This window comes from Arenibaculum pallidiluteum, assembly GCF_017355985.1.
In the GTDB taxonomy this organism is placed as follows: Bacteria; Pseudomonadota; Alphaproteobacteria; order Azospirillales; family Azospirillaceae; genus Arenibaculum; species Arenibaculum pallidiluteum.
In genome coordinates, this window is sequence record NZ_JAFIQU010000005.1 from 334,171 (window position 1) to 357,680 (window position 23,510).

The following is a 23,510-nucleotide window of genomic DNA, read 5'->3' on the forward strand; positions in this document are numbered from 1 at the left end:
GCGCCGGGGCCGGCCTGCGGCGCGGCTTTCAGGCATGCGCCGCCGGTTTCAAAGGCCGCAAAACCTTCTAAAATACCTGTGATTCCGAGGGATTCGGGTCCTTTTTGCACTGCATGTGTGGCGGCCTGGCCGCAGATTCCGTCGGCGGCCCCGAAACGGGCCGGTTGTGGGCGGCTTGCCGCTTGCACGCGGCTTACAACCGGCATAAGCCGAATAGGCGGGTCCGGGGGGAACCGCCGAAAACCTTGGAACATCCAGGAGACACCATGAACCAGTCCGAGCTCGTCGCCCATGTCGCCCAGGCCACCGGCCTCACCAAGGCGCAGGCTGGCAAGGCGGTCGATGCCTTCTTCGCGGCGATCACCGACACCCTGAAGAAGGGCGAGGAAGTGCGCATCACCGGCTTCGGCACCTTCTCGGTCGCCGAGCGCGCCGCCTCCGAGGGCCGCAACCCGCGCACCGGCGAGAAGATCAAGATCGCCGCGTCCAAGCAGGCCAAGTTCTCGGCCGGCAAGACGCTGAAGGATTCCGTGAACGGCCAGGGCTGAGGCTCACCCGTTCCGACGGCCCCTCGGGGGCCGGCGCGTCCTACCTGCGTCGGCGGGCGGATCCCCCGGGGACCGCCCGCACCGGCGACAAGGCCGCGGGATTCCATGACCATGCCCCTGTTGAAGGGGCATGGCCAGGCGCAGCGGCAGATCCCCTTCACGCAGAACCCCCGCATCGGGAGCACGCCGCTTCCGCATCGGTGGCGGCCTTTCGGTTCTTGCGCTTCTCCTCCTGCTCGCGGTCGGCTATCTCGAAGACGTCGGTCTCGGGCCACCGTTCACTCCGCAGTCCACCCCGCCTTCGGAAACGTCCCGATCCGCCGGAACCCCCGGCAAGGCACCGCCACCGACGGCACGCGCCGGCGTGGCGGAGGCGCTGGCGGCGCTCGGCCGCATCCGGGTCGAGCCGGAGGTCCGCTCGGGCTATCGCCGGGAGGACTGGCCTCATTGGCTGGATACCGACGGCAACTGCCTGAATGTGCGGGAAGAGGTGCTGGTCGCCGAAAGCACCGAGCCGGCCCGCCTCTCCGCGGACCGCTGCTCGGTTCTGGCGGGGCGCTGGGTCGATCCCTATACCGGCGAGATTCTGACGGATCCGCGCACGGTCGATATCGACCACGTCGTGGCCCTGCAGGAGGCGCATGACAGCGGAGGCCATGGCTGGCCGCGCGAAAGGCGCGCCGCCTTCGCGAACGACCTGTCGGACCCGCGCACGCTGGTCGCGACCTCCGCCGCGGCGAACCGCGCAAAGGGGGCGAAGGATCCCGCGGAATGGCTGCCGCCGGACCCAGCCGCCCTCTGCGGCTACGTCGCCGAATGGGTGGTCATCAAGGCGCGCTGGCAGCTTGCGATGAACGAGGCGGAGCGGATTGCGGTCGGCAACATCCTGACGGATTGCGATGCGCGTCTGGCGGCGGCGCCGTGAGCGCCCGCCGCCGCGACCTGCCGGCCAGGGCGACGGGCTCCGGCCGTCAGCGCAGGCAGACCGCCTCGACGTTGTTGCCGTCGGGATCGATCAGGAAGGCCGCGTAGTAGGAGGGGCCATAGTCCGGCCGCGGTCCGGGGCGGCCATTGTCGCGCCCTCCGGCGGCGAGGCCGCGGGCATGGAAGGCGTCGACCGCCGCGCGGCTCTCGGCGTTGAACGCCACGTGGGCGCCCGAGCCCGCCGTTCCCTCCGCGGCGTGGAGCCATAGTGCGGGCGCACCGGGCGGTCCGAAGCCGGCGCCGGATTCATCCTGGGATGCCAGTGCGTGGCCGAGCGGCGCCAATGCCTCGCCATAGAAGCGGGCACTGGCCTCAACGTTCCTGACCCTGAGTCCAATGTGATCGAACATGTGACCTCCGAATGTAGGGGAGGTCAGGCTATGGCGCCCCAGTGATGCGTTCTTGGAGGATCTTGCGATCGCCGGCGGAGAGCTTGCGGAAGTTTCTTGGCGAAAGGCCTGCCGCGCGGCGGAAGGTACGGATGAAGTTGGAGAGGTCTCCGAAGCCGACCGAATAGGCGATGTCGATAACCGGACGGTCCGCCTCGGCGAGCAGGCGGGCCGCGCGGCGCAGCCGGCAACGCACGAGGTACTGGTGCGGCGTCACGCCCAGCGATCGCGCGAAGAGCCGCAGGAAGTGGAAGGCGCTGAGCCCGGCCCCGCTCGCGACCTCCTCGAGATCGATCGCCTCCTGCGCGTTGTCGTCGATCCAGAGGGCCGCCTCGACCGCCCGGCGCCGGTCCCGGGTCGTCGGCGGGGCGGCCGGAAGGGCCCGGCCCGAGGCCAGGGAAACGAAGCGCCCGGCGAAGGCCAGACCGACCTCGTCAAGGCCGACGTCGCTGTGCCCGCAGGCGGCCGCCTGTGCCAGTTCGCCCAGCACCATCAGCTCGGGCAGTGGGGGCAGCGCGCCGGACCGCCAGGCCGTCCCAGCCCTGCCTAAGCTGTCCACCAGCTCGGGTGCGGCGTGGAAGGACAGGCATTCGTCGCCGCAGGCATGCTCGTGCGTGCAGACATACTCGGCGCCGGGATGTCCGATCAGCACCGATCCCGCGACGAGCTCGTAGGCGACGCCGCCGGTCCGGTAGCCGAAGCTGCCGCGCCGCACATAGGCCAGGGAGAAGGCGTCATGCTCCTCGGGGAAGGGATCGGCCTCGGGGCCGCGGCCGCAGCGATAGTCGACGATCCTGACGGTCCGGCCGCTGTGCAGCGTGGTGGCGACCATGGCCCCGCTAATCCCTTCCGGCCGCGCCGCCGGCGAAGGAGAAAAGGTCGTCGGCCAGCGCGGCCTCGATCGCCAGCAGGCGCCGCTTGGTCCGCGCGCCCCCGGGTGCCGAGAAGCCGCCTAGCCGGCCGTCCGCCGCCACGACGCGGTGACAGGGCACGAGAAGCGGAAAGGGGTTCCTGCCCAGCGCACGGCCGACCTCGCGGGCAGCCCCGGATGCCCCGATCCGTGCGGCCAACCGGCCATAGCTCAGCGTCGATCCCGGCGGGATCGTCCGTGTGGCCGCGTAGACGCGGCAGTCGAAGGGCGAAAGCGCATCCATGTCGAGCCCGACCTTGGAAAGATCGCGCGGCTCGCCGGACAGCAGCGCCGAGACATCGGCGATCGCCTGCGCGATCGCCGGACCCGGCCTCGCCTCGGCGGCGCCCGGCGCGCGCGCCAGAAGGCGGGCAAGCGTCGCCGTGTCGTCGGTGTCGGGCAATCTCAGCGCCGTGACGCCACCCTTTCCCCACGCGATCGCGCAGCGCCCGATCGGCGTTTCGAAGAGCGTGAAGCCGGATCCGGTCATGCAGGGATGATAGCAAGCGCGCCGGAGCGTGGGCTTGGAGAAAATTGCTGCGCCCGGCGCATGACGCCCCTCGACCTATGCTTGTGCCGGTCTGGCGGCACCCGGAGCGGCATCCCGCCCTACCACGGTCGGAGGAGGCTGGAACACGGCCAGGGAATCCGCCGTTCCTCAGCCAATGGCAGGCGCGTCGCGCCGGACCGAGGGGAGAAAACGCATGAGCCAGGACGAGGAGAAGTCGGCCGGCCGCGCCGAGCCGCAGATCAACTGGGCGTGGCAGCCCACGCCGCCGTCGGAGGTCCGCCGGATCGATCCGGCCGCGCTGGCGCCCGAGGAACTGGCGCGGCTGAACGCCGGCCGGCGGCCGGGCTCCCGCGCGTCCGCACGCTTCGGCTGACCGCGGAGGTCAGGCGACGACCGGTTCCAGCGCGGCCGCCAGGGACAGAAGCCGTCCGTCGTGGCCGCGCTTTCCGACCACCATCAGCCCAACCGGAGCGCCATCGCTGGCGCAGGGCAGCGAGACCGCCGGCCGCTCCAGGAAGTTCCAGGCCGAGGTGTTGCGCAGCACCAGGGCGTTGATCCGGAAATAGTCGGCATCCTCGGCCAGCTCCTCCAGGCGCGGCGGAACCACCGCGACGGTCGGCAGCAGCACGGCGTCCCAGTCGCGGGTCAGGGCATCCATCTCCGCCATCAGCGCCTGGCGCCCGCGCGTCAGGTCGATGTAGTCGGAGGCGGTCATCTCCGCCCCCAGCATGATGCGACGGCCGACCCGCGGATCGTAGCCTTCGCTCCGGCGGGCCAGCAGGTCGCGGTGCCATGCATAGGATTCGGACGCCGTCAGCGTGCCGCGGGAGTTCAGGGCCGGAATCGCGTCGATCGGCGGCATCGGGGTCTCGACGACCCGCGCCCCGGCCGCCGAGAGCCGCCCCAGCGCCCGCTCGAACGCGGCGGCGACCGTCGCGTCCATGCCGTCCAGGAGATGGCAGCCGGGAACCGCAAGGCGCAGCCCCGCGACATCGACCGCGCGCGGCACGGCAACGGCAAGGCCCGCCATGGCCGCCGCCGTCAGCGCGCAGCAGGCGACCGTCCGGCCCAGCGGACCCACGCAGTCGAGGCTCCAGGACAGCGGCACGGCGCCGTCGCGCGGGATTCGCGACTGGGTGGGCTTGAAGCCGACGATCCCGCAGAAGGCCGCGGGGATGCGCACCGACCCGCCGGTGTCGCTGCCGACGGAGGCAGCGGTGATTCCCCGCGCCACCGATGCGCCGGCACCGGAGGAGGAACCTCCCGGAATCCGTCCCGGCGCGGCAGGGTTCTCGGGCGTGCCGTAATGCGGGTTCAGTCCGAGGCCGGAGAATGCGAATTCGGTCATGTTGGTGCGGCCGATCAGCACAGCCCCGGCGGCGCGCAGCCGCGCCACCGCGACGGCGTCCTGACTGGCCGGCGCCGCATCCGCCAGCACCCGCGAGCCGGCGGCCGTCACTTGGCCGGCGACGTCGAACAGGTCCTTCACCGAAAGAGGGATGCCCGCGAGCGGCGAGGGAACCACGCCGCCCGCCCGCAGCATGTCGCTGGCGCGCGCCTGGGCCAGCGCCCCGGCGCGGTCGACCAGAAGGAAGGCGCCGCCGCCGTCGCCACCGGCAGCCTCGATGGCCGCCAGCGCCGCCTCGGTGAGGGCGACGCTGGTGGTGCGGCCTTCGGCAAGGTCGGCGGCCTGAGACTGGATGCTCGGGGACGGGAGGGCGGTCGCGCTGCTCATGGGCTTTCCCATCGGGAATCGGGTTGCCACCCGTATAACGCGGCAGCGGGAAGCCGGCCAGCCGTTGCGCGCCTGTCCAGGGCCACCCGTCCCAGGGCACCCGTCCCAGGGCACCCGTCCCAGGGCGCTGGCCTCAGGCGGCGTCGCCGACCGTGTCCCGGTGCAGCGCCAGCACGACCGCGCGCACCTCCGGCGGGACGTCGTCCTCGGCAAACAGGCGCTCGATCTCCTCCAGCAGCACGGAGCCGTCGGACGTCCGCTCCATCTCGGACCGGCTCTCCGAGCCGAGAAGCTCGGCGAAGACGCTTGGCCTTGCCTCGGCGCCGGGAGCGATCGGTGCCGCATGGCGGCCCGTCAGGTCGAAGACGTCACGGTCGTAGCGCAGCGGGCGCTGCCCGAAGCTGTGCGGCTCCTTCGGGTCCCAGGCCCAGGCGGCCGGCACGTGGTCGATCATGTCGACGCTCTGGCGCAGGATGTTCCCGGGATTGAACCAGAGGGTGCCGCCCGTGCGGCGCGGCGGCTCCAGACCGTGCATGTGGCCGTTCACGACGACGTCGCAGCCGATGATGGGAAAGACGGGCTCCGCCCCGGGATAGGTCCGCCCGATCGCGAGGTCGTGATGCGTGAGCCAGGCGACCGTCTCCGCGTCCGGAAACAGTCCGGTCACGTCCCGCGGAATCGCATCGCCGTGCGGCGTCGCGCCGAGGCCGACCCGTCGCCCGCCGATGGGGCGCGTGAAGACGGGGCCCGGGGTTTCGATGGTGCGGACCGCCCCGGCCTCGCGGACCAGGGCCAGCGCGGTGTCATCGCCCAGCCGTGCATCGACCCGGTCGTGGTTTCCGACGAGGCAGAAAGGCATGTGGCGCGCCGTCCGCAGAATGCGGATCGCGCGCACGATCAGGCCGTGGTCGTCTTCCCGCGGGCGGTCGAAGAGGTCGCCCAGGATGACGGGAAGCAGATCCTCGGCGCCGGCGAGTGCGATGCACTGGTCGAGCCGGTCCAGGCAGGTGGCGGCGAAGTCGTGGTCCCGCCGGCGGCCCGGCCTGCGCGAGGACAGGTGCGGGTCGCCGATGAAGAGGATGCCGGCGGGCTCAGCCATGGGACGCTCCCAGCAGGTGACCGGCATCGGCGACGGCCCCGCCGCACAGCGGGCAGCGATTACCCAGGCGGTCGAGCAGCGCGTTCACCGCCGTCTCGGTCCCGGCGATCTCGGCGTCCAGCGCCGCGACCGCAGGCGCTCCGGCGGCGAGCGCCGCCTCCAGCGACCGCATGGCTGCCAGGGCGTCAGCCAGCGCCGCGGTCGGCGCGGGCAGGGGTGCGTCGGGCAGGGCGGGAAGGGGAGGTGGCGGCGGATCGGAGAGAACCCTCCGGAGCGCGGCAAGGCGGGCGGTCGGCTCGACCTGCGGCACGGGACCCAGCGCATCGAGCGGTCGCAGGGCGGCCTCGAGCCGCGCGACGGCCGAGGCCGTGGTCCGCAGCCGCTCCAGGGCTGCAGCGGCAGGCGCCGTGGCCGCCTGGACTGGCGGCGCCTGCGGCACCGGATCGAGCGCCTCCACCTCCGCCGAAGCCGCAGCGACATGGCGTTGGGCTTGGCCGATGCCGCCGATGAGCCGCCCCAGCTCCTCGGCCTCCGCCTCGCCGCGGGCAAGCCCGGCCAGCGCGCCGCGCGCCGCACGCAGTCCAGCCTCGGCACGCTCGAGCGGAACGAAGCCGTCGAGCCGGTCGGCAAGGGCCTGCAGCTCCTCCTCGCCGCGGCGCACCAGCTCGGTGTCGGCGCGCAGGGCGGACCTGTAGCGCTCCTGCATGGCGTGCAGATGGCCGGATTCGCGCCCCACCGATAGGATCCGCGCACGCTGGCGGGGCGGCTGGTCCAGGAGGAAGACCGGGCGCTTCTGGTGGCCGAGCTGCACGTCGATCTCGTCCAGCGGCGCGATCCCGAGATCCGCCACGACCCAGCCGGGAACGTCACGGGCGCCCGGCGTCTCTATCTCGACCGCGCCGCCCGGCCCGATCCGGCGCCATGTCACCTTGGGAGCGCCGCGCCGCCGGCGCTCCCAGACGATGGTGCGGCGCCCCTCGATCTCCAGCTCGACGCGGGCGGCGGTGGCGCCGTGCCGGATCACCGTATCGGTCGCCGCGCCGTAGGCGCAGGCGCGCAGGCCCGAGATCACCGCGCTCTTGCCGATGTTGTTGGCACCGACCAGGGCGGTCACGCCGGGGCCGAGCGGGATCCGCGTGTCGCGGTGGCACATGAATTCCACGAGGCGGATGCTGCGCAGGCCCGGCCCGTCCTCGGGCCAGGTCGGCAGCGGGCCGGCCAGGACGTGCGGTGCGTCCGTCCCATTCCCGGCGAGCGACACCACCAAGGCCTCCGCCGCGAAGAGGGCGGGATCATGGTGGCTGACCAGCAGGGTCTGCACGCCGACCTCCCGCGCGATGGTCGCGATCACGCGGCCCAGGGCCGGGACGCGGTCGGGTGCCAGCCAGCAGTCCGGCTCGTCCAGGGCGACGAACCTGCGGCGTCCCGAGCGGACCAGCGCCGCGAAGCGCAGCCCGGTCGACACGACATTGGTCAGGCTCCCGCCCGATCCTTCAAGGATGCCCTCGCGCCGTCCGCCACGGTCGACCTCCAGGTCGAGGGAGGGGAGGCCGCGCTCGGTGCCCAGCGTCAGCGCGATGCGGCGGTCGCCCGGAAGCACGTCGTCCAGCAATCCCGTCAGCAGTCTTTCATAGAGACCTACGGACCGCTCATGCGCGCGCTCCTGCAGCCGCTCCAGCACCTGCTCGACGGGTCCACGCAGGGCAAGGCGCCCCTTGGCCACGCCGACCTCGGACCGAAGGGCCCGGTCGCGGGCGCCCAGCTCGGCCCGGCGGGCGACCAGGGCCGAGGCCCGGGATTCAACCCCGGCCAGTGCGCGGGCCAGGTCCCATGCGGCGGGGCTCCCGGCCTCGCGATCGGTGCTGCGTACCGGCAGTCCGCTCATGCCCGGTCGCGCCGCTCGTCGGGCCGCGCACGCGTGTGCTCCTCGACCTCCGTCAGGGCACGCTCGATCCCGTCGAGCTGGTCTCGGAACGCGGCGACGGCCTCGGCGTTCCGGCGGCGGCGCTCGTCCAGCAGGGCCTGCAACGCGGCAGGATCGTCCGTTCCGAAGGCTGCGCGCGCCTCGGCCTTCACTGACTCCAGCTCCTCGGCGCGGCGGGCGAGCTCCAGACGCATCAGCCTCTGGCGTTCCTGGAGCCGCGCATGGCGCCGCCGCTGCTCCTCCAGCAGCGCGAGGACCCGGTCCTCGGATACGGCTTGGGGCGGTGGCGAGGCTGCGCGTTCCATCGTGTCGAGCCCTTTCCTTCAGGGACCGGCATTCCCCTTCTGCGCGGTGGCGGGGCGGCGCCGGCACAACCATATGGGAACAGTCCCGAAATTAACCATGATCCATGAGGCTCCTGGCCGGCAAGCGGAACCTGTTCCCTTTTCGTTCTTGTTGGACTGCGTTTTTGCAGGTATAACTGCGGGAACATTCCGCAAACGGAAGAATCGAGAGCTGCGGCCATGCGGGCCGCTTCGAGGAGGAAGCGTGGTCAAGTCCGTCAAAGCCCTTTCCGCCGAAGGCGAGCGCGCGGCCGACGCGGCGCCTGCCCAGCCTGCCCTGCAGCAGGCGGCGGAGAACCTCGGCCTTTGGAACCGCCTGCGCCGCACCGACCCGAAGGCCACGAAGTCCTTCACGCGCTCGGGCGGATTCCGCGGCACGCAGATCGATCCCGCCTGGCGGCTGCAGGTCATGACCGAGGTGTTCGGCCCCATTGGCAAGGGCTGGGGCTACGAGCAGCTCGAGTGGACCGTCGTCGAGCGCATGATCTTCATCTGCGTGCGCGTCTGGTACCGCGACCCCGAGAGCGGCGAGGTCTGCTACACGGGTCCCCAGTGGGGCGGCACCGAGATCGTGCGCCGCTCGCGCGACGGCACCGAGCGGCCGGACGACGAGTGCTTCAAGATGTCGATCACGGACGCGGTGGGCAAATGCCTGCAGCAGCTCGGGCTCGGCGCCGACGTCTACATGGGCCAGTTCGACGATTCCAAGTACCGCGAGGAGTCCGAGGCCTATTTCAACGCCCGTTCCCTGCCGGAGAACCAGCCGGCCGCGATCGAGGCGTTCGAGCGCGACGTGCGTGAGAAGCTCGACGCCGTCGAGGACCTCGAGGCTCTGGACGCCCTGTGGCGGTCCGGGATCGGCGCGCGCACGCGCGAGATCGGCGTCGTCGACAAGGCCGCTCAGCAGCGCATCACGTCCATGTTCTCCCAGAAGAAGGCGGAGCTGCTGCGGGGCGACCGAGAGGCCGCCTGAGCCCGTTCCCCTGCGCACGTCCAAGGAGCTGCGAGTTCGCATCATGAGTGACGGCGAAGCCTATCCCATCCGGTCACCCAGCGGCCTGTTCACCCGGGCCGCCTGGGAGCGCGAGGTCCAGGCCAGCCACGGCACCATGCCGCGGTGGTGGAGATCGGCCGAGCTGCGCGAGCGTCAGTTCCTGGCCTGGGTGGTCGCCGAGGCCGTCGGTCTGATGACGCAGCTCGGGCGTCTCGACACCGCGCGTGCGCCGGTGCTCGGCAGCTCGGTCGAGGAGATCCGCAACGCCCTGGCCGAGGACGCCGCCTGGGCGCGCGCCGCCGAGGAGGCGCTCCAGGCGGGTCCCGGGCCGGCGCCGTCGGTGCGCCGCTCGGCCCGGGCGGCGGGCCGCTTCGCGGCCTGACAGAAGGAAGAGGAATTTCGGAGACCCGCCATGACCATCGAAGAACTGCGCTCGCATCTGCGTCGCGTCCATGCCGCCATCGGCGGCGAGGGGCGGTTCTCCTTCACGATCGGGATGGAGCCCGGCGAGCCCTGCTACGTGACGCACTGGGTCCGTACGGGGGCGATGGGCTACGAGGACTGCCGCGCCGTCGGCATGGGCACCGTGCCCGAGTGCCTCGCGGCCCTCGAGCGCTATGCCCTGGGCTACCGTCGGCAGCCCACCGAAACCGAGATCGCGGCCATGCTCGGCCTTGCCGAGCCGCCCGGTCCCGAGCCCATCGATCCCTACAGGATCGCGGCGGAATGAGGGAGAGGCAGGCCGTGGCGCGGTTGCTCTCAGCCGGTCGGCTGGGCCGCGGCGATCTCCCCCGCGTCCGCCGGGGTCAGGCCGGCGGCCTCGGCGCGCTCGGCCTTGCGGAACAGCTTCGCAGCCTCGTAAAGCCGGCGGTACTTGCCGACATAGGCGTTCCGGCAGGCCCGGTGGAAGCGGCCGGAGGCCTGCTCCCAGCTGTCGCCGGGCCGCACCCAACTCGCATAGGTGACGCCCGTGCGCGGATCCGTGCGGAGATACCGTCCCTTGCCGCGCTCGGGGTCCCTGACCCATTGGCCGGGGGCAAGCCGCAGCGCGCCTCGGGCGAGCATCATCCGCACCTGCGGGGTCAGTTCGATCATAGGCAGGTAGGCCATCGCGTGCCTTCGGCGCGGGCATCCGCCCGGCCGCTCCTTAGTCGTCTTCTGGTGGATTGTTCAGGGGAACAAATGGTGATCGAAGGCTGCTTCTTCAAGTCCGTGCAAGGGTTTGGCGGGCATGGCGCATCTAATTTTGGAGCCCGCATCTGATGGCCGCGAGGACAGGAACGGGCAACCCCGGCGTCGCTGATCGTGTCGAGCAGGTGCTGGCGCGCGCCGGCGCCAGCCTGCGCCTCTGGATGGTCTTCGAGACGGCCGAGGAGGCTGCCGCGGCACGGACGCTGCTGTCGGCCCGCAAGGCTCGGCATGTCGAGGCGCTGTCGCGCACGGCCTGGAAGGCGCGTGAGGACGAGGCCTACGGCCGCCTCGCCGCGCGCGTGGGCGCCGCGAGCCCCCCGGCAACCCCTTTGGCGGACGGGGCCGCGCCTCGGCCGGCCACCAGCATTCCCGCAGCGGCCAACGCCTCGGCCCCGCCGAAGCCGGCGCCCCGCCGCCGCGCCGCCCGGGGCTGACGGGGCGGACAGCCGGAGAGATCCCAGCCATGGACCGCCCGATCCAGACCAGCCTTCCCCTGATCCCGCCGCGCTTCGGCCCGGCGGGCGCGGCCCATGCCGACGATCGGGACCTGGTCTCGGGGCTGGTGGAGCGCGTCACTTACCACAATGCCGAGACGGGTTTCTGCGTGCTCCGCGTGAAGCCCGAGGGGATCCGCCGCGTTCTGACCGTGGTCGGCCATGCCTCGGCCGTCGAGGCCGGCGAATGGGTCGAGGCGGCGGGCTCCTGGGTCCAGGATCCCCGGCACGGCCTGCAGTTCAAGGCCGAGACGCTGAAGGCGGCGCTACCGGGGAGCCTCGAGGGGATCGAGCGTTACCTGGCGTCCGGCATGGTGCGCGGCGTCGGCCCGGTCCATGCGAAGCGCCTGGTCAAGGCTTTCGGCGACCAGGTCTTCCGCGTGATCGAGGAGGAGCCCGAGCGGCTTCGCGCCGTACCCGGCATCGGTCCGCAACGGGCCGATGCGATCCTCGCCGCCTGGACCGAGCAGAAGACCGTCCGCGACATCATGGTCTTCCTGCACGGCCATGGCATCGGAACCGCGCGGGCGGTCCGCATCTTCCGCGCCTACGGCCCCGACGCGATCCGCCTGATCGTGGAAGATCCCTACCGTCTGGCGCGGGACATCCGGGGCTTCGGCTTCACCGGCGCGGATGCGGTGGCCCTGCGACTGGGCGTGCGGCGCACCGCGCTGGTGCGCGTGCGAGCGGGGCTTCTCTTCGCGCTGGCCCAGGCGACCGAGGAGGCCGGCCAGTGCGGCGTGCCGCGCGACGAGCTGGTGGCGCTGGCCGAGGCCCTGCTGGAGGTCCCCCGCGCCACGGTCGAGCAGGCGCTCGAGCTGGAGCTGGAGGCCCGCACCGCGGTGCTGGAGCCGGTCGAGGACGTCGACTGCGTGTTCCCCGCCGTCCTGCACCGGGCCGAGCAGCGCATCGCCGAGAGGCTGCGCCGCCTCGCCCTGGGGCCGCCGCCCTGGCGCATCGCCGACCGCGCCGCCGCCATGGCGCGGGTCGAGGCGGAAACCGGGCTCGCCCTCGGCCCGGACCAGCGGCGCGCGCTGGACCGTGCCCTCGCGGCCAAGCTGCTGGTGCTCACGGGCGGGCCGGGCGTCGGCAAGACGACGCTGGTCGACGCGCTGCTGCGCATTCTGCGGGCCCAGGGCGCGCGGGTCCTGCTGGCCGCGCCGACCGGGCGTGCCGCGCGGCGCCTGACCGAAAGCACCGGCATCGAAGCATCGACGATCCACCGCCTCCTGGAGGTGGAGCCGACGCTCGGCCATTTCCGGCGCAACGAGGCGCACCAGCTCGAATGCGACCTGCTGGTCGTCGACGAGGCCTCGATGATCGACGTGCGCCTGATGAACGCGCTGCTCGCGGCCGTGCCGCGCCGCGCCGCGCTGCTGCTGATCGGGGATGTGGACCAGCTTCCGCCGGTGGGGCCCGGGCAGGTGCTCGAGGACCTGATCGCCTCGGGGACCCTGCCTGTGGAGCGGCTGATCGAGGTGTTCCGCCAGGCGGCGCAGAGCCTCATCACCGTCAATGCCCATCGGATCCGTCAGGGACTGCCGCCCGAGGCGCCGCCCGCGGCACCAGCCGGCGCTTCCGACTTCTACCTGGTCGAGGCCGACGGGCCGGAGGACGGACTGCGCAAGCTTCTCCAGATCGTGACCGAGCGGATCCCGCGCCGCTTCGGCCTGGATCCCGTGCGGGACGTCCAGGTCCTGTGCCCCATGAACCGCGGTCTGCTCGGCGCGCGGCTGCTGAACCTGGAGCTGCAGCGCCGGCTGAACGGGCAGGAGATGGTTCCCCAGCTCCGCCGCTACGGCACCTTCTTCCGCCTCGGCGACAAGGTCATGCAGGTCGAGAACGACCACGCGCGCGAGGTCTACAACGGGGATCTCGGCCTGGTGACGGCCGTGGACGAGGCCGGCGGCGCCCTGACCGTCGACTTCGACGGGCGCGAGGTCGTCTACCCCGCGGCCGACCTGGACCGGCTGGTTCTCGCCTATGCCACTACGGTCCACAAGGCTCAGGGCTCGGAATACCCGGCGGTCGTCGTGCCGCTGACCGCCCAGCACGGCCCCATGCTGCACCGGAACCTGCTGTACACGGCCGTCACCCGCGGCCGGCGGCTCGTCGTGCTGGTGGGCGAGCGCGGGGCCATTGCGCAGGCCGCCGCGACTTTGCGCGTGGACGGCCGGACCTCGCTCCTGCGCGAGCGCCTGACGGGCGATCAGACCGCGGCCGCGGCGGCCGCGGCCGAATAGGGGCGGAAGCTCCGCACCAGCTGGACAGCGACGCCGACGATCGTCTCCTCCTCGACGAAGGCCGGCCCGCAGCTGCTGTCGGTGCTGGCCGGCACGAGCAGGGGCGGGTGGTACCGGTAGCCGCAGACGTGATAGCCCGACACCGTGACGACCAGGTCCCCCCAGGAGGGCGCGAGCACGGTCGGCGGCTCCAGCACCACGTGATCCTCCGGCATCAGCCCGCCGGCGTTCATGTGGAGCGAGGTGATGCGCAGCGCGAAGGCGCCATGGCGCGCGGTCCCGTCCAGCAGCACGGTGGGCCCGTTACCCCGGGCGAGATCGTCCAGGAAGCGCTCGGCGTCGACGCGGTCGAGCCCGCGCAGGCGACGCAGCTGGGCGATGGTCAGCACGGGCACGCGCTGGACCGGCGGGACCTCGCGTTCCCGCGCACGGCCAAGGAAGCGCGGCTCGGTCCCCGCGGCCCAGGCGAGATTCCCGATCGTCTCTGCGCTGGGCAGCGACGCCCTGGCGGGATCCCTCAGGAAACGGGTCAGGTTGGTGGGGGTGACGTCAGCGCGGCGCGCCCATTCCGCCGCGCTCCAGCCGCGCTGATCCAGGACGTCGCGCATCCAGTCGTGAAGGGCCCGCCTGATACGCTCCATCCCGCCCTCTCCAGTCCGGATTGGGGCGGGAGGATAAGCGCGTTCTGCGACTTCGCAAGCTTTCCAGCCAAAATACGGTTTGGACGGTGGGTGTTAACTGCGTCTTCGCAAGGATTCCTGCGCTATTCCGCCGCCTCGGCCGCGGGCAGGTCCGGGCCCCAGACCTGGCTCCGGCCGGCATAGCGGCGCGGAAGGCCCCCGAATCGGAGCGAGACGCGACCATCCCTTGCGCGCAGCAGGTAGAGACCGGCTTCGCCCGCGGCCGGCGGCACGTAGGCGATGCGGGCCTCGGGCGGCATCAGCGCCTTCAGCTCGGCCTCGGCCTCCTTGTAGGCCTGCACGCCCTTGCGGTTCGCCATCAGCGTCACCGCATGGTCGGCGAACTCGTTGTGGAAGGTCATGTCCAAGATGCGCGCGGCCTCGACCGGCGGCGCCTCGACGGGCAGCGGGTCGCCGGGTTCCTCGTCCTGTTCGACGTGCCACCAGAACGCCAGCTCGGTCTCGAGCAGGGCGTTCGCCTGCGCCTCGTCGAAGGGCACCTCGATCCAGGAATAGCCCGACGGGCGCAGGATCGAGAGAACCGACCGCCCCAGGCCCGACACCATCATCTGGTGCTGGAGCTGCCAGAAATACGTCTCGGCAAGTTCCTCGTCGAGCTGGGGGCCGCCGCAGAACTTGGCCTCCAGCACCGTGTCGGGCGCGTCGGTGAAGGGGCCGACGGGATCGCGCCAAGTCAGGAAGTCCAGATGTGCAACCAGGAAATCGTAGCGGGGATGCACGTAGGTCTCGGCATCGGCGGGGTAGCAGCCGATCCCCGTCGCCCGGGTGAAGAAGCGCGCGTGCAGGGGCTCGGTCGCGACCCCGATCTGCACCGCCGGCACGAAGTCCAGGCATGGCGGCTCGGCCCGCCCGGTCTTCTCGCGCCAGAGCTCCTTCCAGCGGCCGTCCATGATGCGCCGCGCATCGGACGAGCCGATCTTGTCCGCGCGCAGGCGCCGCTGCGCCGCCGAAATCGCCATGGAAGGGCCCGTCCTTTTCGAACAATGCGAGAACGCATTATATCGGCCCCGGAACGAGCCCTTCAAGCGACATGGCTGCTGCAAACCTGCAGCAACCTTGGCCGGCTGGACGTCAGACCCTGAGCAGCGCCGACAGCTCGTCGTAGCGGTCCGCGGGGATCAGCCCCTCGTCGCGCAGCATCTCCATATGGGTGATCGTCCCGTGGCGCTCGCGCCAGTCCATGATCGACCGCGCGATCCCATCGCCGATTCCCGGCAGCGCGCGGAGCTGCTCGTAGGTCGCGGTGTTGACGTTCACGCTCTCGTCGAAGGGCGTCTGGCTGGACGGGCGGCGGGTATCGGGGCGTTCCTGGGTCATGGGTACTCTCCTGGGCTAGTTGGTCCGGGCCATCCCGGGGTTGCTGCGTGCGGGGTCGCGCGGCTTGCCGGCCGCGGGCGCCAGCACCAGGGCCGATCTTGCCGACAGGATCCAGGGCTCCGCAGGCTCGAAGGGCGGGATGCCGATGCCGCCGTAGCGGGGATCCTCGCTGCGCCAGCGCAGGCGCCATTCCAGATCCACTGGTGGGGCCAGCAGCGGCTCGGGCATGGGCTCCAGCCGGAGGTCGCGGCCGAGGTTCACCAGAAGCAGGCGGTCTTCGGGGGGCTCGGGGCCGAAGAAGCGCAGCACGAAGGCGTCGGCGCCCAGCACGGCCCCGTCCACCCGGCCCGGCTCGTTCCGGGCGAAGGCTGCATCCGCACGGCGCACGGCCAGCAGGTCCCTGTGCAGGAGCCATGCATGGGCGTTCTCCTCGCGCTCGGCATGGTCGAGCTTGCTGTCCTCGAAGGTCCGCGGGTCGGTGGGGTCCTTGAGGCGCTTTCGGATCAAGGGCGTCGCGACCGAGGAGAACTGGCTCAGGAACTCGGCGCGGCCCTGAGCGACCTTGCGGGCAAGCTCCGGCTCGTTGTCCGCGAAATACAGGAACGGGCTCGATGCCAGGAATTCCTGGCCCATGAAGAGCATGGGGGTGCCGGGGCTCAGCAGCATCAATGCCGTCAGGGCCCGTAGCGAGCCTGGATGGCAGAGCTCGTGGACGCGGGCGCCGGTGGCCGAGTTGGCGATCTGGTCGTGGTTCTGCAGAAACCAGACGAAGCGCTGGGGCGGCAGGCCGAAGGTCGGCGTGCCACGCCCGCGCTTCAGGTCCTTCTGCCAGGCATAGCGCTGACCCTGGAACAGGAATCCGTACTTGGCGGCCGAGACGAACTCCTGCGCGCGGCCGAGATGGTCGGAGTAGTAGGCTTCGCTGCGTCCGGTCAGGGCGACCATGGCGCTGTGGTGGAAGTCGTCGTTCCACACCGCGTCGAGGCCGATGCCGCCGTCGCGGGCCGAGCGGACGACCTGAACCTGCTGGGGTTCGTTCTCGCCGATGATGAGGGTCCGGCGGGGTCCCGCGGCCTCGCGCATGGCTTCGGCGATCTCGGTGATCACGTGCACGGGCGAGGCGTCGAAGATCTGCTGCGTGGCATCCAGACGTAGCCCGTCGATATGGAATTCCTCCGCCCAGTAGCGGGCGTTGGCCACGAAGTACTCCCGCACGGCGCTGCTGCCGGGTCCGTCGAAGTTGATGGGCTCGCCCCATTCGTTCTCATAGCGGTCGGTGAAGTAGGCCTTCGCGAATTCCTTCAGGTAGTTCCCGTCGGGGCCAAGATGGTTGTAGACGACGTCGTGGATCACGGCGATCCCGAGCTGGTGCGCCCGGTCCACGAAGCGACGGAGGTCGTCGGGCTCGCCGTAGAGACGGGTCGGCGCGAACAGGGCGACGCCGTCGTAGCCCCAGCCGAAGGCGCCGGCGAACTCGGCCGCCGGCATCATCTCGATCACCGTGACGCCGAGCTCGGCGAGTGCGGGAAGCTCCGCCATGGCGGCGGTCCAGGTGCCCTCCTTCGTGAAGGCGCCGACATGCATCTCGTAGAGCACGTTGCCCGCGGCAGGAGGGCCCTGCCATGCGTCATCGTTCCAGCGGTATGCATCCGGGTCGACGACGGCGGATGGGCCATGGACGCCCTGCGGCTGGAAGCGGGAGGCGGGGTCGGGGTAGAGCTTCTCGTCCCCGTCCAGCAACAGGCCGTAGAGCGTGCCCGCCCCGGCATCCGGCAGGACGCCTGCGTGATAGCCCTCGCCGTCGCGTTCGAGCCGCACCGGCTCGCCACGGCGCCCGCCCTCGACGACGCAGGCTCGCACGTCCTGCCGGTCCGGCGCCCAGACGCGAAGATGCACGCCGTCCGGAAACGGCTCGGCGCCGATCGGCATGCGTCGCTGAATCGCCATGGGGAAAACTCTCCTGGTGGCCGGGATCAACACCAGCTCCGCGATGGCCGTTCCACCTCCCAAAGGGACGGGCTACCCGGCAGGGTTGTTGACGCCCGGCCGAGGCCGGGGATCATGCCCCTGCACCGATCATGGGAGAACGCAATGGGTCACGCCGAAATCGACCGTCGACGGCTGCTGGTCACCGGGGCCGCAGCGGCACTGATCGTCGCGGTCAGGCCACACCTCGTCCTCGCCCAGGCGGGCGCCGGGCCCTTCTCGCTGCCGGCGCTGCCCTATCCCGAATCCGCCCTGGAGCCGCATGTCGATGCGCAGACCATGGGCCTGCACCACGGCCGCCACCACAAGGCGTATGTGGACAATGTGAACCGCCTGCTGGAATCCCATGGCGAGCTCCAGCGCCTTTCGGCGCTCGAGCTGCTGCGGCGCCTGCCCGAGGTGCCGGACGCGATCCGCACGGGGCTCCGCAACAATCTCGGCGGCCATGTGAACCACACGATGTTCTGGTCGATCATGGGGCCCGGGAAGGGCGGCGCCCCCGTCGGCGAGACCGCCGCGGCCATCGAACGCGACTTCGGCGGCTTCGACGCCTTCAAGCAGCGCTTCAACGCGGCAGGGCTGGGTCAGTTCGGCAGCGGATGGGCCTTCGTGACCGTCGAGCCGGGCACGGGCAAGCTCGCGGTCGCGGCCGCGCCGAACCAGGACACGCCGCTGATGGAAGGGCGGCCGGTGCTGATGGGCAACGACGTCTGGGAGCACGCCTATTACCTGAAGTACCAGAACCGCCGGGCGGACTACTTGAACGCCTGGTGGAACGTGGTGGACTGGGCCGCCGTGGACCGCCGCTACGCGGCGATCCGCCGGGGCGAGGCGATCATCTGAGCCCGGGCGCCCGCGGTCTCAGCCCTGCTCGGGCTCGGGGCCGCGGGTCGCGTCGCGCTCGGCCACGCGGTCGAGCGTCACCGGCGTCCCGCCGCGGGCGGATTCGTACAGCGCCTCCATCAGCAGGTGGTCCTGCAGCCCCTCCTGGCCGGGGGTGCGCGGGATCCGGTTCTCGCGCACGCAGGCGGCCATGTGGTCGATCTCCAGAGCGAACTGGTTCTGCTGCTCCAGCCGGAGCATGCCGATGTTCTCGGCCTTGCCGTCCCGCCGGCCGAGCCGCATCTGCTGGCCCTCGTAGGCGAAGGCGTTCTCCAGGTCGATCCAGCCGCGCTCGAGCCGCACGCGGAGGTCCTTGCTCTCATGCGCGCCGTAGCTGGAGGAGCAGGTGGCGATCACGCCGGACGGGAAGCGAAGCATGAAGGAAACGCTCTCCTCGACCTCCCGGTAGCGGGCGTCGCCGTCCGGGCTGAAGATGCGCGCGAAGACCTCGACCGGCTCCTCGCCGGTGATCGCGCGCGCCGTGTTCAGCCCGTAGAGCCCGATATCCGGCAGGGCACCGCCGCCGGCAAGGGCGCGCTTGAACCGCCACTGGTCGGCCGGACCCATGACCTGGGTGTTCGTCGCCTCGATGAAGCGAGCGCTGCCGAGCTCGCCCGAGCGCACGCGCCGGATCGTCTCACGGTTATAGGGCTCGTACTGGCAACGGTAGGCGATCATCAGCTTGACGCGCGCGGCCTCGCAGGCCGCGATCATCTCGCGCGCCTCGGCCGAGCTGTTGGCCATGGGCTTCTCGCAGAGCACGTGCTTGCCGGCGCCGGCCGCCCGCAGCACCGCGTCCCGGTGCAGGCCGTTCGGGAGCACCACGTAGACGGCCTGGATCTCGGGATCCTCGGCGATGCGGTCCCAGGAGCCGTAGTCGTAGACCGATGACGGCTTGATGCCGTGCTGGGCGGCGACCAGCCGGGCCTTCTCGGGCGAGCCCGAGACCAGGGCCACGGGACGCGCCTGCCTGCATTCGGCGAAGGCCGGCAGGACCTGCTCCAGCGAGAGCCTACCGAGCCCGACGATGGCGAAGCCGACGCGCTGTCCGGGCGGAAGCGGGGCAGGGGGCGGGGAGGAGGGCCGGTCGGCGGCGCCGCGCCAGTTGTCGAAGGTGACGCGGCCCCCCTCGACCCGACCTACATCCAGCGGGGAGGGGCCGGGCGCCCCGAAGGCCGGGCCGGCGGCGGCGGTCAGCAGGCCGACCGAGCCCGTCTTGATCAGGCTCCGGCGCGAGAACGGCGGCAGCGTGGATGACATCTGTTCGGGCTCCTGTCGCGGAAGGGATCGACCGCGAACAGGCGGGCGGGGCCAGCGTCGCGCATGTGCTGCCACGCTCACGCTGTCGTGATTGGGGCGCAAATGAGCGCCAATTCCGGATCCGGAACGGATTTCCGGGGATCGTGTTGTCCGGTGAACCCAACCGGAGCCTTCCCCATGGACCAGCGCCTTGCAGAGCTGCGGGACACAGCGCCCGCCGTGCCCGACCGCATTCCCATCTCGCTCGTCGTGAACGGTGTCGAGAAGCGGATGGAGGTCGCGGCCTGGACCACGCTGCTGGACCTGCTGCGCAATACCCTCGACCTCCCGGGCACCAAGAAGGGCTGCGATCACGGCCAGTGCGGGGCCTGCACGGTGCTGGTGGACGGGCGGCGGATCAACTCCTGCCTGACCCTCGCCGTCATGAAGGACGGGTGCGAGGTCACGACGATCGAGGGTCTTGCCACGGGCGATGTCCTGCATCCCATGCAGCAGGCCTTCGTCGATCACGATGCGTACCAGTGCGGCTACTGTACGCCCGGGCAGATCTGTTCGGCGGTCGGCCTGATCTCGGAGGGCCAGGCCAGGACCCGAGAGGAGATCCGCGACCTCATGAGCGGCAACATCTGCCGCTGCGGCGCCTATCCCAACATCATCGCGGCCATCGAGGGCGTGCTGGGCGGGACGGCCCCGGCCCAGGCGAAGGAGGACCCGGCATGAGGGCCTTCAGCTACAGCCGGGCCGAGAGCGTTGCCGACGCGCTCAAGGGCGTGGTCGGTCATGGCGAGACGAAGGTCGTCGCCGGCGGGACGAACCTGCTCGACCTCATGAAGGCCGACGTGATGCGCCCGACGCGCCTGGTCGACATCACGCGCCTGCCGCTGAACCGGATCGAGGAGACGGCCGAGGGCGGGCTGCGCTTGGGCGCGCTGGTCACTAATGCCGACACGGCCCATGACGAGCGGGTCCGCAGCCGCTATCCCATGCTGTCCCGGGCGATCCTCGCGGGGGCATCTGCGCAGCTCCGCAACATGGCCACCAATGGCGGCAACCTCCTCCAGCGCACGCGCTGCTACTACTTCTACGACACCGGAACGCCCTGCAACAAACGCGAGCCCGGGTCCGGCTGCGGTGCCATTGGGGGGGTGAACCGTATCCACGCGATCCTGGGCGCAAGCGAGCACTGCATCGCGACGCATCCCTCGGACATGTGCGTAGCGCTGGCGGCGCTCGCGGCCGAGATCCGGGTGACCGGGCCGCGCGGCGAGCGCACGATCCCCTTCGAGGCGTTCCATCGCCTGCCGGGCGACGCGCCGCAGATCGACACCAACCTCGCCCCCGACGAGATCGTCACCGCGATCGACCTTCCTGCCCGGGGCTTCGCCGCGCATTCGACCTATCTCAAGGTGCGGGACCGCCAGTCCTACGCCTTTGCCCTCGTCTCGGTTGCGGCGGCCCTGGAGATCGAGGACGGCAAGGTCACGGCGGCGCGCCTGGCGCTGGGAGGCGTCGCCCACAAGCCCTGGCGCGACCAGGCCGCCGAGGAGGCGCTGGTCGGGCGGCCCGCGGATGCCGGCAGCTTCGCCGTCGCGGCCGAGGCCGTGCTGCGCGATGCGCGCGGCTTCGGCCACAACGACTTCAAGATCGACCTCGCCCGGCGCGCCATCCTGCGCGCGCTGCAGGACGCCGCCGCATCGGAGACCCCATGATCGCCAAGCCCGCCATTCCCGACGTCCTGCGCGAGCCCGGCCCCGGGATCGGAAAGCCGCTCAGCCGGGTCGACGGCCCGCTCAAGGTGACGGGCCAGGCCAGATACGCGGCCGAGTTCAACGTGCCCGGCCTGGTCCACGGCTATATCGTGTCCAGCACCATCACCAAGGGGCGCATCACCCGGATCGACACCGCGGCGGCGCTGCGCCGCCCCGGTGTCCTGCATGTCTTCACCCACGAGAACCGGCCGCACGTCGCCTGGTTCGACCGCAAGTGGAAGGACGAGGACGCGCCCTCGGGATCGCCTTTCCGGCCTCTCTACGACGACCGGATCGTGCATGCGATGCAGCCGGTGGCCCTGGTGGTCGCCGAGACCTTCGAGGCGGCGCGCGAGGGTGCGCGGCTCGTGCAGGTCGAGTACGAGGCCGAACCGCACGAGACCGATCTGGCCGCCCGCCGGCACGAGGCCTTCACCCCCGGCAAGGAGAAGGGGGGCTTCGAGCCGCCGCCGAAGCCGCGCGGCGACCCGGACCGGGCCCTGGCCGAGGCCGCCGTGAAGGTCGACGTCGAGTATGTCCAACCGACCGAGCACCACAACCCCATGGAGATGCACGGCTCGACGGTCGTCTACAACGACGACGGCACGCTCACCGTGCACGACAAGACGCAGGGCGCGCCGAACAGCCATAGCTGGGTCTGCAGCGTATTCGGCCTGTCGAAATCCGCCGTGCGCGTGATCTCGCCCTTCGTCGGCGGCGCCTTCGGCTCGGGCCTGCGCCCGCAGCACCAGCTCTTCATGGCGGTGATGGCGGCGCTGCAGCTCAAGCGGTCGGTCCGTGTCGAGCTGTCGCGGCCGCAGATGTTCACCTTCGGCCACCGGCCGCCGACGATCCAGCGGGTGGCACTGGGCGCCGCGCCCGACGGCACGCTGCAGGCCATGATCCACGAGGCCGTGCAGGAGAGCTCGCAGTTCGAGAATTACGTCGAGATCGTGGTGAACTGGTCGGGCCAGCAGTACAGGTGCGACAACGTCCGGCTGGACTACAAGCTCGCCCGGCTGGACGTCTTCACGCCACTGGACATGCGCGCGCCGGGCGCGGCCACCGGCGTTCCGGCCATCGAGATGGCCATGGACGAGCTTGCCCATGCCCTGCGGATGGACCCGGTCGAGCTGCGCCTCCGCAACTACACCGACCGCGACCCGAACCAGGACAAGCCCTTCTCCAGCAAGGAGCTGCGGGCGTGCTTCGCGCAGGGGGCGGAGCGCTTCGGCTGGTCGCGGCGCAACCCGCAACCGCGCTCCATGCGCGAAGGGCGGCAACTCATCGGCTGGGGCGTCGCCTCGGGCGTGTGGGACGCCATGCAGGGCCAGGCCGACGCCAGGGCGACGCTCGGCATCGACGGTCATCTGGTGGTCGCCAGCGCGACCGCCGACATCGGAACCGGCACCTACACCGTGATGTCGCAGATCGCGGCCGGCACGCTCGGCCTGCCTATCGGCAACGTGACCTTCAAGCTCGGGGATTCCGCGCTGCCCATGGCGCCCATCGAGGGCGGGTCCTGGACGGTTTCCTCGGTCGGCTCTGCGGTCCTCGCGGCCTGCGAGCGCGTGCGGGGCCGCCTTTACAAGCTTGCCGCGAAAATGGAGGGCGCGCCCCTGGGCAAAGCGAAGCCCGCGGACATGGTGCTGACGGACGGCCATGTGGCGCTGGCCGCCGACCCCGCGCGGCGCGTGCCGATCGCCGAGGTCATGCGCTCCGGCGGCGTCCTCGCGATCGAGGAGGAAGCGCGCTCCGTCCCCTACTACGTCAAGCGCGCTCAGCACACGCTGGCGACCCATTCGGCGGTCTTCGCCGAGGTGCGCGTGGACGAGGATCTCGGAACGGTGCAGGTCAGCCGGATCGTCAGCGCTGTCGCGGCCGGCCGGATCATCAATCCCAAGACCGCCGGAAGCCAGGTCATGGGCGGCGTGGTGATGGGCATCGGCATGGCGCTGGAGGAGGAGACCTTCATGGATCACGGCCTCGGCCGCTACATGAACCATGACCTCGCCGAGTACCACGTGCCGGTGAACGCCGACATCGGATCCATCGACGTGATCTTCGTCGACGAGCACGACGAGGTCGTGAACCCCCTGGGCGCCAAGGGGGTCGGCGAGATCGGCATCGTGGGCGTGCCGGCGGCGATCGCGAATGCGGTGTTCCACGCGACGGGCGTACGCGTGCGCGAGCTGCCGATCACGCTCGACAAGGTGCTGGCCGGTCTCTCCAGGCGCTCAGCCGCCTGAG

At 71.3% G+C, this 23,510-nt stretch carries 25 protein-coding genes; 12 read left to right on the forward strand and 13 right to left on the reverse strand.

Translation table 11 applies throughout. From position 1 onward, the window contains the following. The first annotated feature begins 266 nt into the window (after window positions 1–266). Together JUB13_RS13545 and JUB13_RS13550 are read left to right on the forward strand one after the other, a co-directional pair. Window positions 267–548, forward strand: coding sequence for an HU family DNA-binding protein (locus tag JUB13_RS13545; protein ID WP_207479717.1), 282 nt, complete (start codon window positions 267–269; stop codon window positions 546–548). A 364-nt stretch (window positions 549–912) separates the two neighbouring features. Continuing rightward, entirely contained in the window at window positions 913–1,473 is a 561-nt protein-coding gene (locus JUB13_RS13550) for an HNH endonuclease family protein (protein WP_211115540.1), read from the forward strand. Between the two features lie 46 nt (window positions 1,474–1,519). Here JUB13_RS13550 and JUB13_RS13555 read toward each other — a convergent pair whose 3' ends face one another. From JUB13_RS13555 to JUB13_RS13565, 3 genes are read right to left on the reverse strand one after another with little or no spacing between them, the layout of a single operon-like run. Further along, a complete protein-coding gene (locus JUB13_RS13555) occupies window positions 1,520–1,882 on the reverse strand; it encodes a VOC family protein (RefSeq protein WP_207479719.1) in 363 nt (120 codons plus the stop codon). Between the two features lie 28 nt (window positions 1,883–1,910). After that, window positions 1,911–2,753: a helix-turn-helix transcriptional regulator gene (locus JUB13_RS13560; protein ID WP_207479721.1), complete on the reverse strand. Its 843-nt coding sequence runs from the start codon at window positions 2,751–2,753 to the stop codon at window positions 1,911–1,913. Between the two features lie 7 nt (window positions 2,754–2,760). Further along, on the reverse strand, window positions 2,761–3,321 hold the full coding sequence (locus tag JUB13_RS13565) for a methylated-DNA--[protein]-cysteine S-methyltransferase (protein ID WP_207479723.1): 561 nt from the start codon (window positions 3,319–3,321) through the stop codon (window positions 2,761–2,763). 214 nt (window positions 3,322–3,535) lie between these two features. Between JUB13_RS13565 and JUB13_RS13570 the strand changes: the two genes are divergently transcribed. Next, the gene (locus JUB13_RS13570; protein ID WP_207479725.1) at window positions 3,536–3,715 is read left to right on the forward strand and encodes a hypothetical protein; all 180 of its coding nucleotides are present in this window, start codon (window positions 3,536–3,538) and stop codon (window positions 3,713–3,715) included. Window positions 3,716–3,724: 9 nt separating this feature from the next. Here JUB13_RS13570 and JUB13_RS13575 read toward each other — a convergent pair whose 3' ends face one another. The 4 genes from JUB13_RS13575 to JUB13_RS13590 all read right to left on the reverse strand — a co-directional run bounded on the left by JUB13_RS13575 (window position 3,725) and on the right by JUB13_RS13590 (window position 8,405). Beyond that, complete coding sequence (locus tag JUB13_RS13575; RefSeq protein WP_207479727.1) at window positions 3,725–5,077, reverse strand: amidase; 1,353 nt, start codon at window positions 5,075–5,077, stop codon at window positions 3,725–3,727. A 133-nt stretch (window positions 5,078–5,210) separates the two neighbouring features. Continuing rightward, a complete protein-coding gene (locus tag JUB13_RS13580) occupies window positions 5,211–6,176 on the reverse strand; it encodes a metallophosphoesterase (RefSeq protein WP_207479729.1) in 966 nt (321 codons plus the stop codon). Further along, window positions 6,169–8,061, reverse strand: coding sequence for an AAA family ATPase (locus tag JUB13_RS13585; RefSeq protein ID WP_207479731.1), 1,893 nt, complete (start codon window positions 8,059–8,061; stop codon window positions 6,169–6,171). Before JUB13_RS13585 ends, JUB13_RS13580 begins: the two co-directional genes overlap by 8 nt. After that, window positions 8,058–8,405: a hypothetical protein gene (locus tag JUB13_RS13590; RefSeq protein WP_207479733.1), complete on the reverse strand. Its 348-nt coding sequence runs from the start codon at window positions 8,403–8,405 to the stop codon at window positions 8,058–8,060. The genes JUB13_RS13585 and JUB13_RS13590 overlap by 4 nt, the downstream gene beginning before the upstream one ends. A 244-nt stretch (window positions 8,406–8,649) precedes the next feature. Between JUB13_RS13590 and JUB13_RS13595 the strand changes: the two genes are divergently transcribed. Genes JUB13_RS13595 through JUB13_RS13605 form a run of 3 tightly spaced genes read left to right on the forward strand, consistent with a single transcriptional unit; the run spans window position 8,650 to window position 10,168 of the window. Beyond that, a complete protein-coding gene (locus JUB13_RS13595) occupies window positions 8,650–9,417 on the forward strand; it encodes a hypothetical protein (RefSeq protein ID WP_236024926.1) in 768 nt (255 codons plus the stop codon). Window positions 9,418–9,460: 43 nt separating this feature from the next. After that, window positions 9,461–9,820 (forward strand): hypothetical protein, encoded by a 360-nt coding sequence (locus JUB13_RS13600; RefSeq protein WP_207479735.1) that lies wholly within the window; start codon window positions 9,461–9,463, stop codon window positions 9,818–9,820. A 30-nt stretch (window positions 9,821–9,850) separates the two neighbouring features. Continuing rightward, window positions 9,851–10,168 carry a hypothetical protein gene (locus JUB13_RS13605; RefSeq protein WP_207479737.1) on the forward strand — a complete coding sequence of 106 codons (318 nt, stop codon included), beginning with the start codon at window positions 9,851–9,853 and terminating at the stop codon, window positions 10,166–10,168. Window positions 10,169–10,197: 29 nt separating this feature from the next. Here the strand turns inward: JUB13_RS13605 and JUB13_RS13610 are convergent, their stop codons facing one another. Next, window positions 10,198–10,548: a hypothetical protein gene (locus tag JUB13_RS13610; RefSeq protein WP_207479739.1), complete on the reverse strand. Its 351-nt coding sequence runs from the start codon at window positions 10,546–10,548 to the stop codon at window positions 10,198–10,200. 152 nt (window positions 10,549–10,700) lie between these two features. Here JUB13_RS13610 and JUB13_RS13615 point away from each other — a divergent pair, with 152 nt between their 5' ends. Both JUB13_RS13615 and recD2 read left to right on the forward strand, forming a co-directional pair. After that, complete coding sequence (locus JUB13_RS13615; protein WP_207479741.1) at window positions 10,701–11,063, forward strand: hypothetical protein; 363 nt, start codon at window positions 10,701–10,703, stop codon at window positions 11,061–11,063. 29 nt (window positions 11,064–11,092) lie between these two features. Next, complete coding sequence (gene recD2 / locus JUB13_RS13620) at window positions 11,093–13,366, forward strand: SF1B family DNA helicase RecD2 (RefSeq protein WP_207479742.1); 2,274 nt, start codon at window positions 11,093–11,095, stop codon at window positions 13,364–13,366. Here recD2 and JUB13_RS13625 read toward each other — a convergent pair. The 4 genes from JUB13_RS13625 to treZ form a co-directional block, all read right to left on the reverse strand. Then, window positions 13,333–14,007 (reverse strand): XRE family transcriptional regulator, encoded by a 675-nt coding sequence (locus tag JUB13_RS13625; protein ID WP_207479745.1) that lies wholly within the window; start codon window positions 14,005–14,007, stop codon window positions 13,333–13,335. The two genes, recD2 and JUB13_RS13625, sit on opposite strands and share 34 nt — an antisense overlap. 122 nt (window positions 14,008–14,129) lie before the next feature. Beyond that, window positions 14,130–15,026, reverse strand: a complete 897-nt coding sequence (locus JUB13_RS13630) for a YqaJ viral recombinase family protein (RefSeq protein WP_207479747.1) — start codon at window positions 15,024–15,026, stop codon at window positions 14,130–14,132. A gap of 112 nt (window positions 15,027–15,138) precedes the next feature. After that, on the reverse strand, window positions 15,139–15,384 hold the full coding sequence (locus JUB13_RS13635; protein ID WP_207479749.1) for a ComEA family DNA-binding protein: 246 nt from the start codon (window positions 15,382–15,384) through the stop codon (window positions 15,139–15,141). A 15-nt stretch (window positions 15,385–15,399) separates the two neighbouring features. Continuing rightward, window positions 15,400–17,331 carry a malto-oligosyltrehalose trehalohydrolase gene (treZ, locus tag JUB13_RS13640; protein ID WP_236024927.1) on the reverse strand — a complete coding sequence of 644 codons (1,932 nt, stop codon included), beginning with the start codon at window positions 17,329–17,331 and terminating at the stop codon, window positions 15,400–15,402. Between the two features lie 144 nt (window positions 17,332–17,475). Between treZ and JUB13_RS13645 the strand changes: the two genes are divergently transcribed. Then, on the forward strand, window positions 17,476–18,213 hold the full coding sequence (locus JUB13_RS13645) for a superoxide dismutase (RefSeq protein ID WP_207479751.1): 738 nt from the start codon (window positions 17,476–17,478) through the stop codon (window positions 18,211–18,213). Between the two features lie 18 nt (window positions 18,214–18,231). Here the strand turns inward: JUB13_RS13645 and JUB13_RS13650 are convergent, their stop codons facing one another. Next, window positions 18,232–19,512: a Gfo/Idh/MocA family protein gene (locus JUB13_RS13650; RefSeq protein WP_207479753.1), complete on the reverse strand. Its 1,281-nt coding sequence runs from the start codon at window positions 19,510–19,512 to the stop codon at window positions 18,232–18,234. A 177-nt stretch (window positions 19,513–19,689) separates the two neighbouring features. Between JUB13_RS13650 and JUB13_RS13655 the strand changes: the two genes are divergently transcribed. Genes JUB13_RS13655 through JUB13_RS13665 form a run of 3 tightly spaced genes read left to right on the forward strand, consistent with a single transcriptional unit; the run spans window position 19,690 to window position 23,509 of the window. Continuing rightward, window positions 19,690–20,232: a (2Fe-2S)-binding protein gene (locus tag JUB13_RS13655; RefSeq protein WP_207479755.1), complete on the forward strand. Its 543-nt coding sequence runs from the start codon at window positions 19,690–19,692 to the stop codon at window positions 20,230–20,232. Next, window positions 20,229–21,221, forward strand: a complete 993-nt coding sequence (locus tag JUB13_RS13660; protein ID WP_207479757.1) for an FAD binding domain-containing protein — start codon at window positions 20,229–20,231, stop codon at window positions 21,219–21,221. Before JUB13_RS13655 ends, JUB13_RS13660 begins: the two co-directional genes overlap by 4 nt. Beyond that, on the forward strand, window positions 21,218–23,509 hold the full coding sequence (locus JUB13_RS13665) for a xanthine dehydrogenase family protein molybdopterin-binding subunit (protein ID WP_207479759.1): 2,292 nt from the start codon (window positions 21,218–21,220) through the stop codon (window positions 23,507–23,509). Before JUB13_RS13660 ends, JUB13_RS13665 begins: the two co-directional genes overlap by 4 nt. Window position 23,510: the final 1 nt, after the last annotated feature.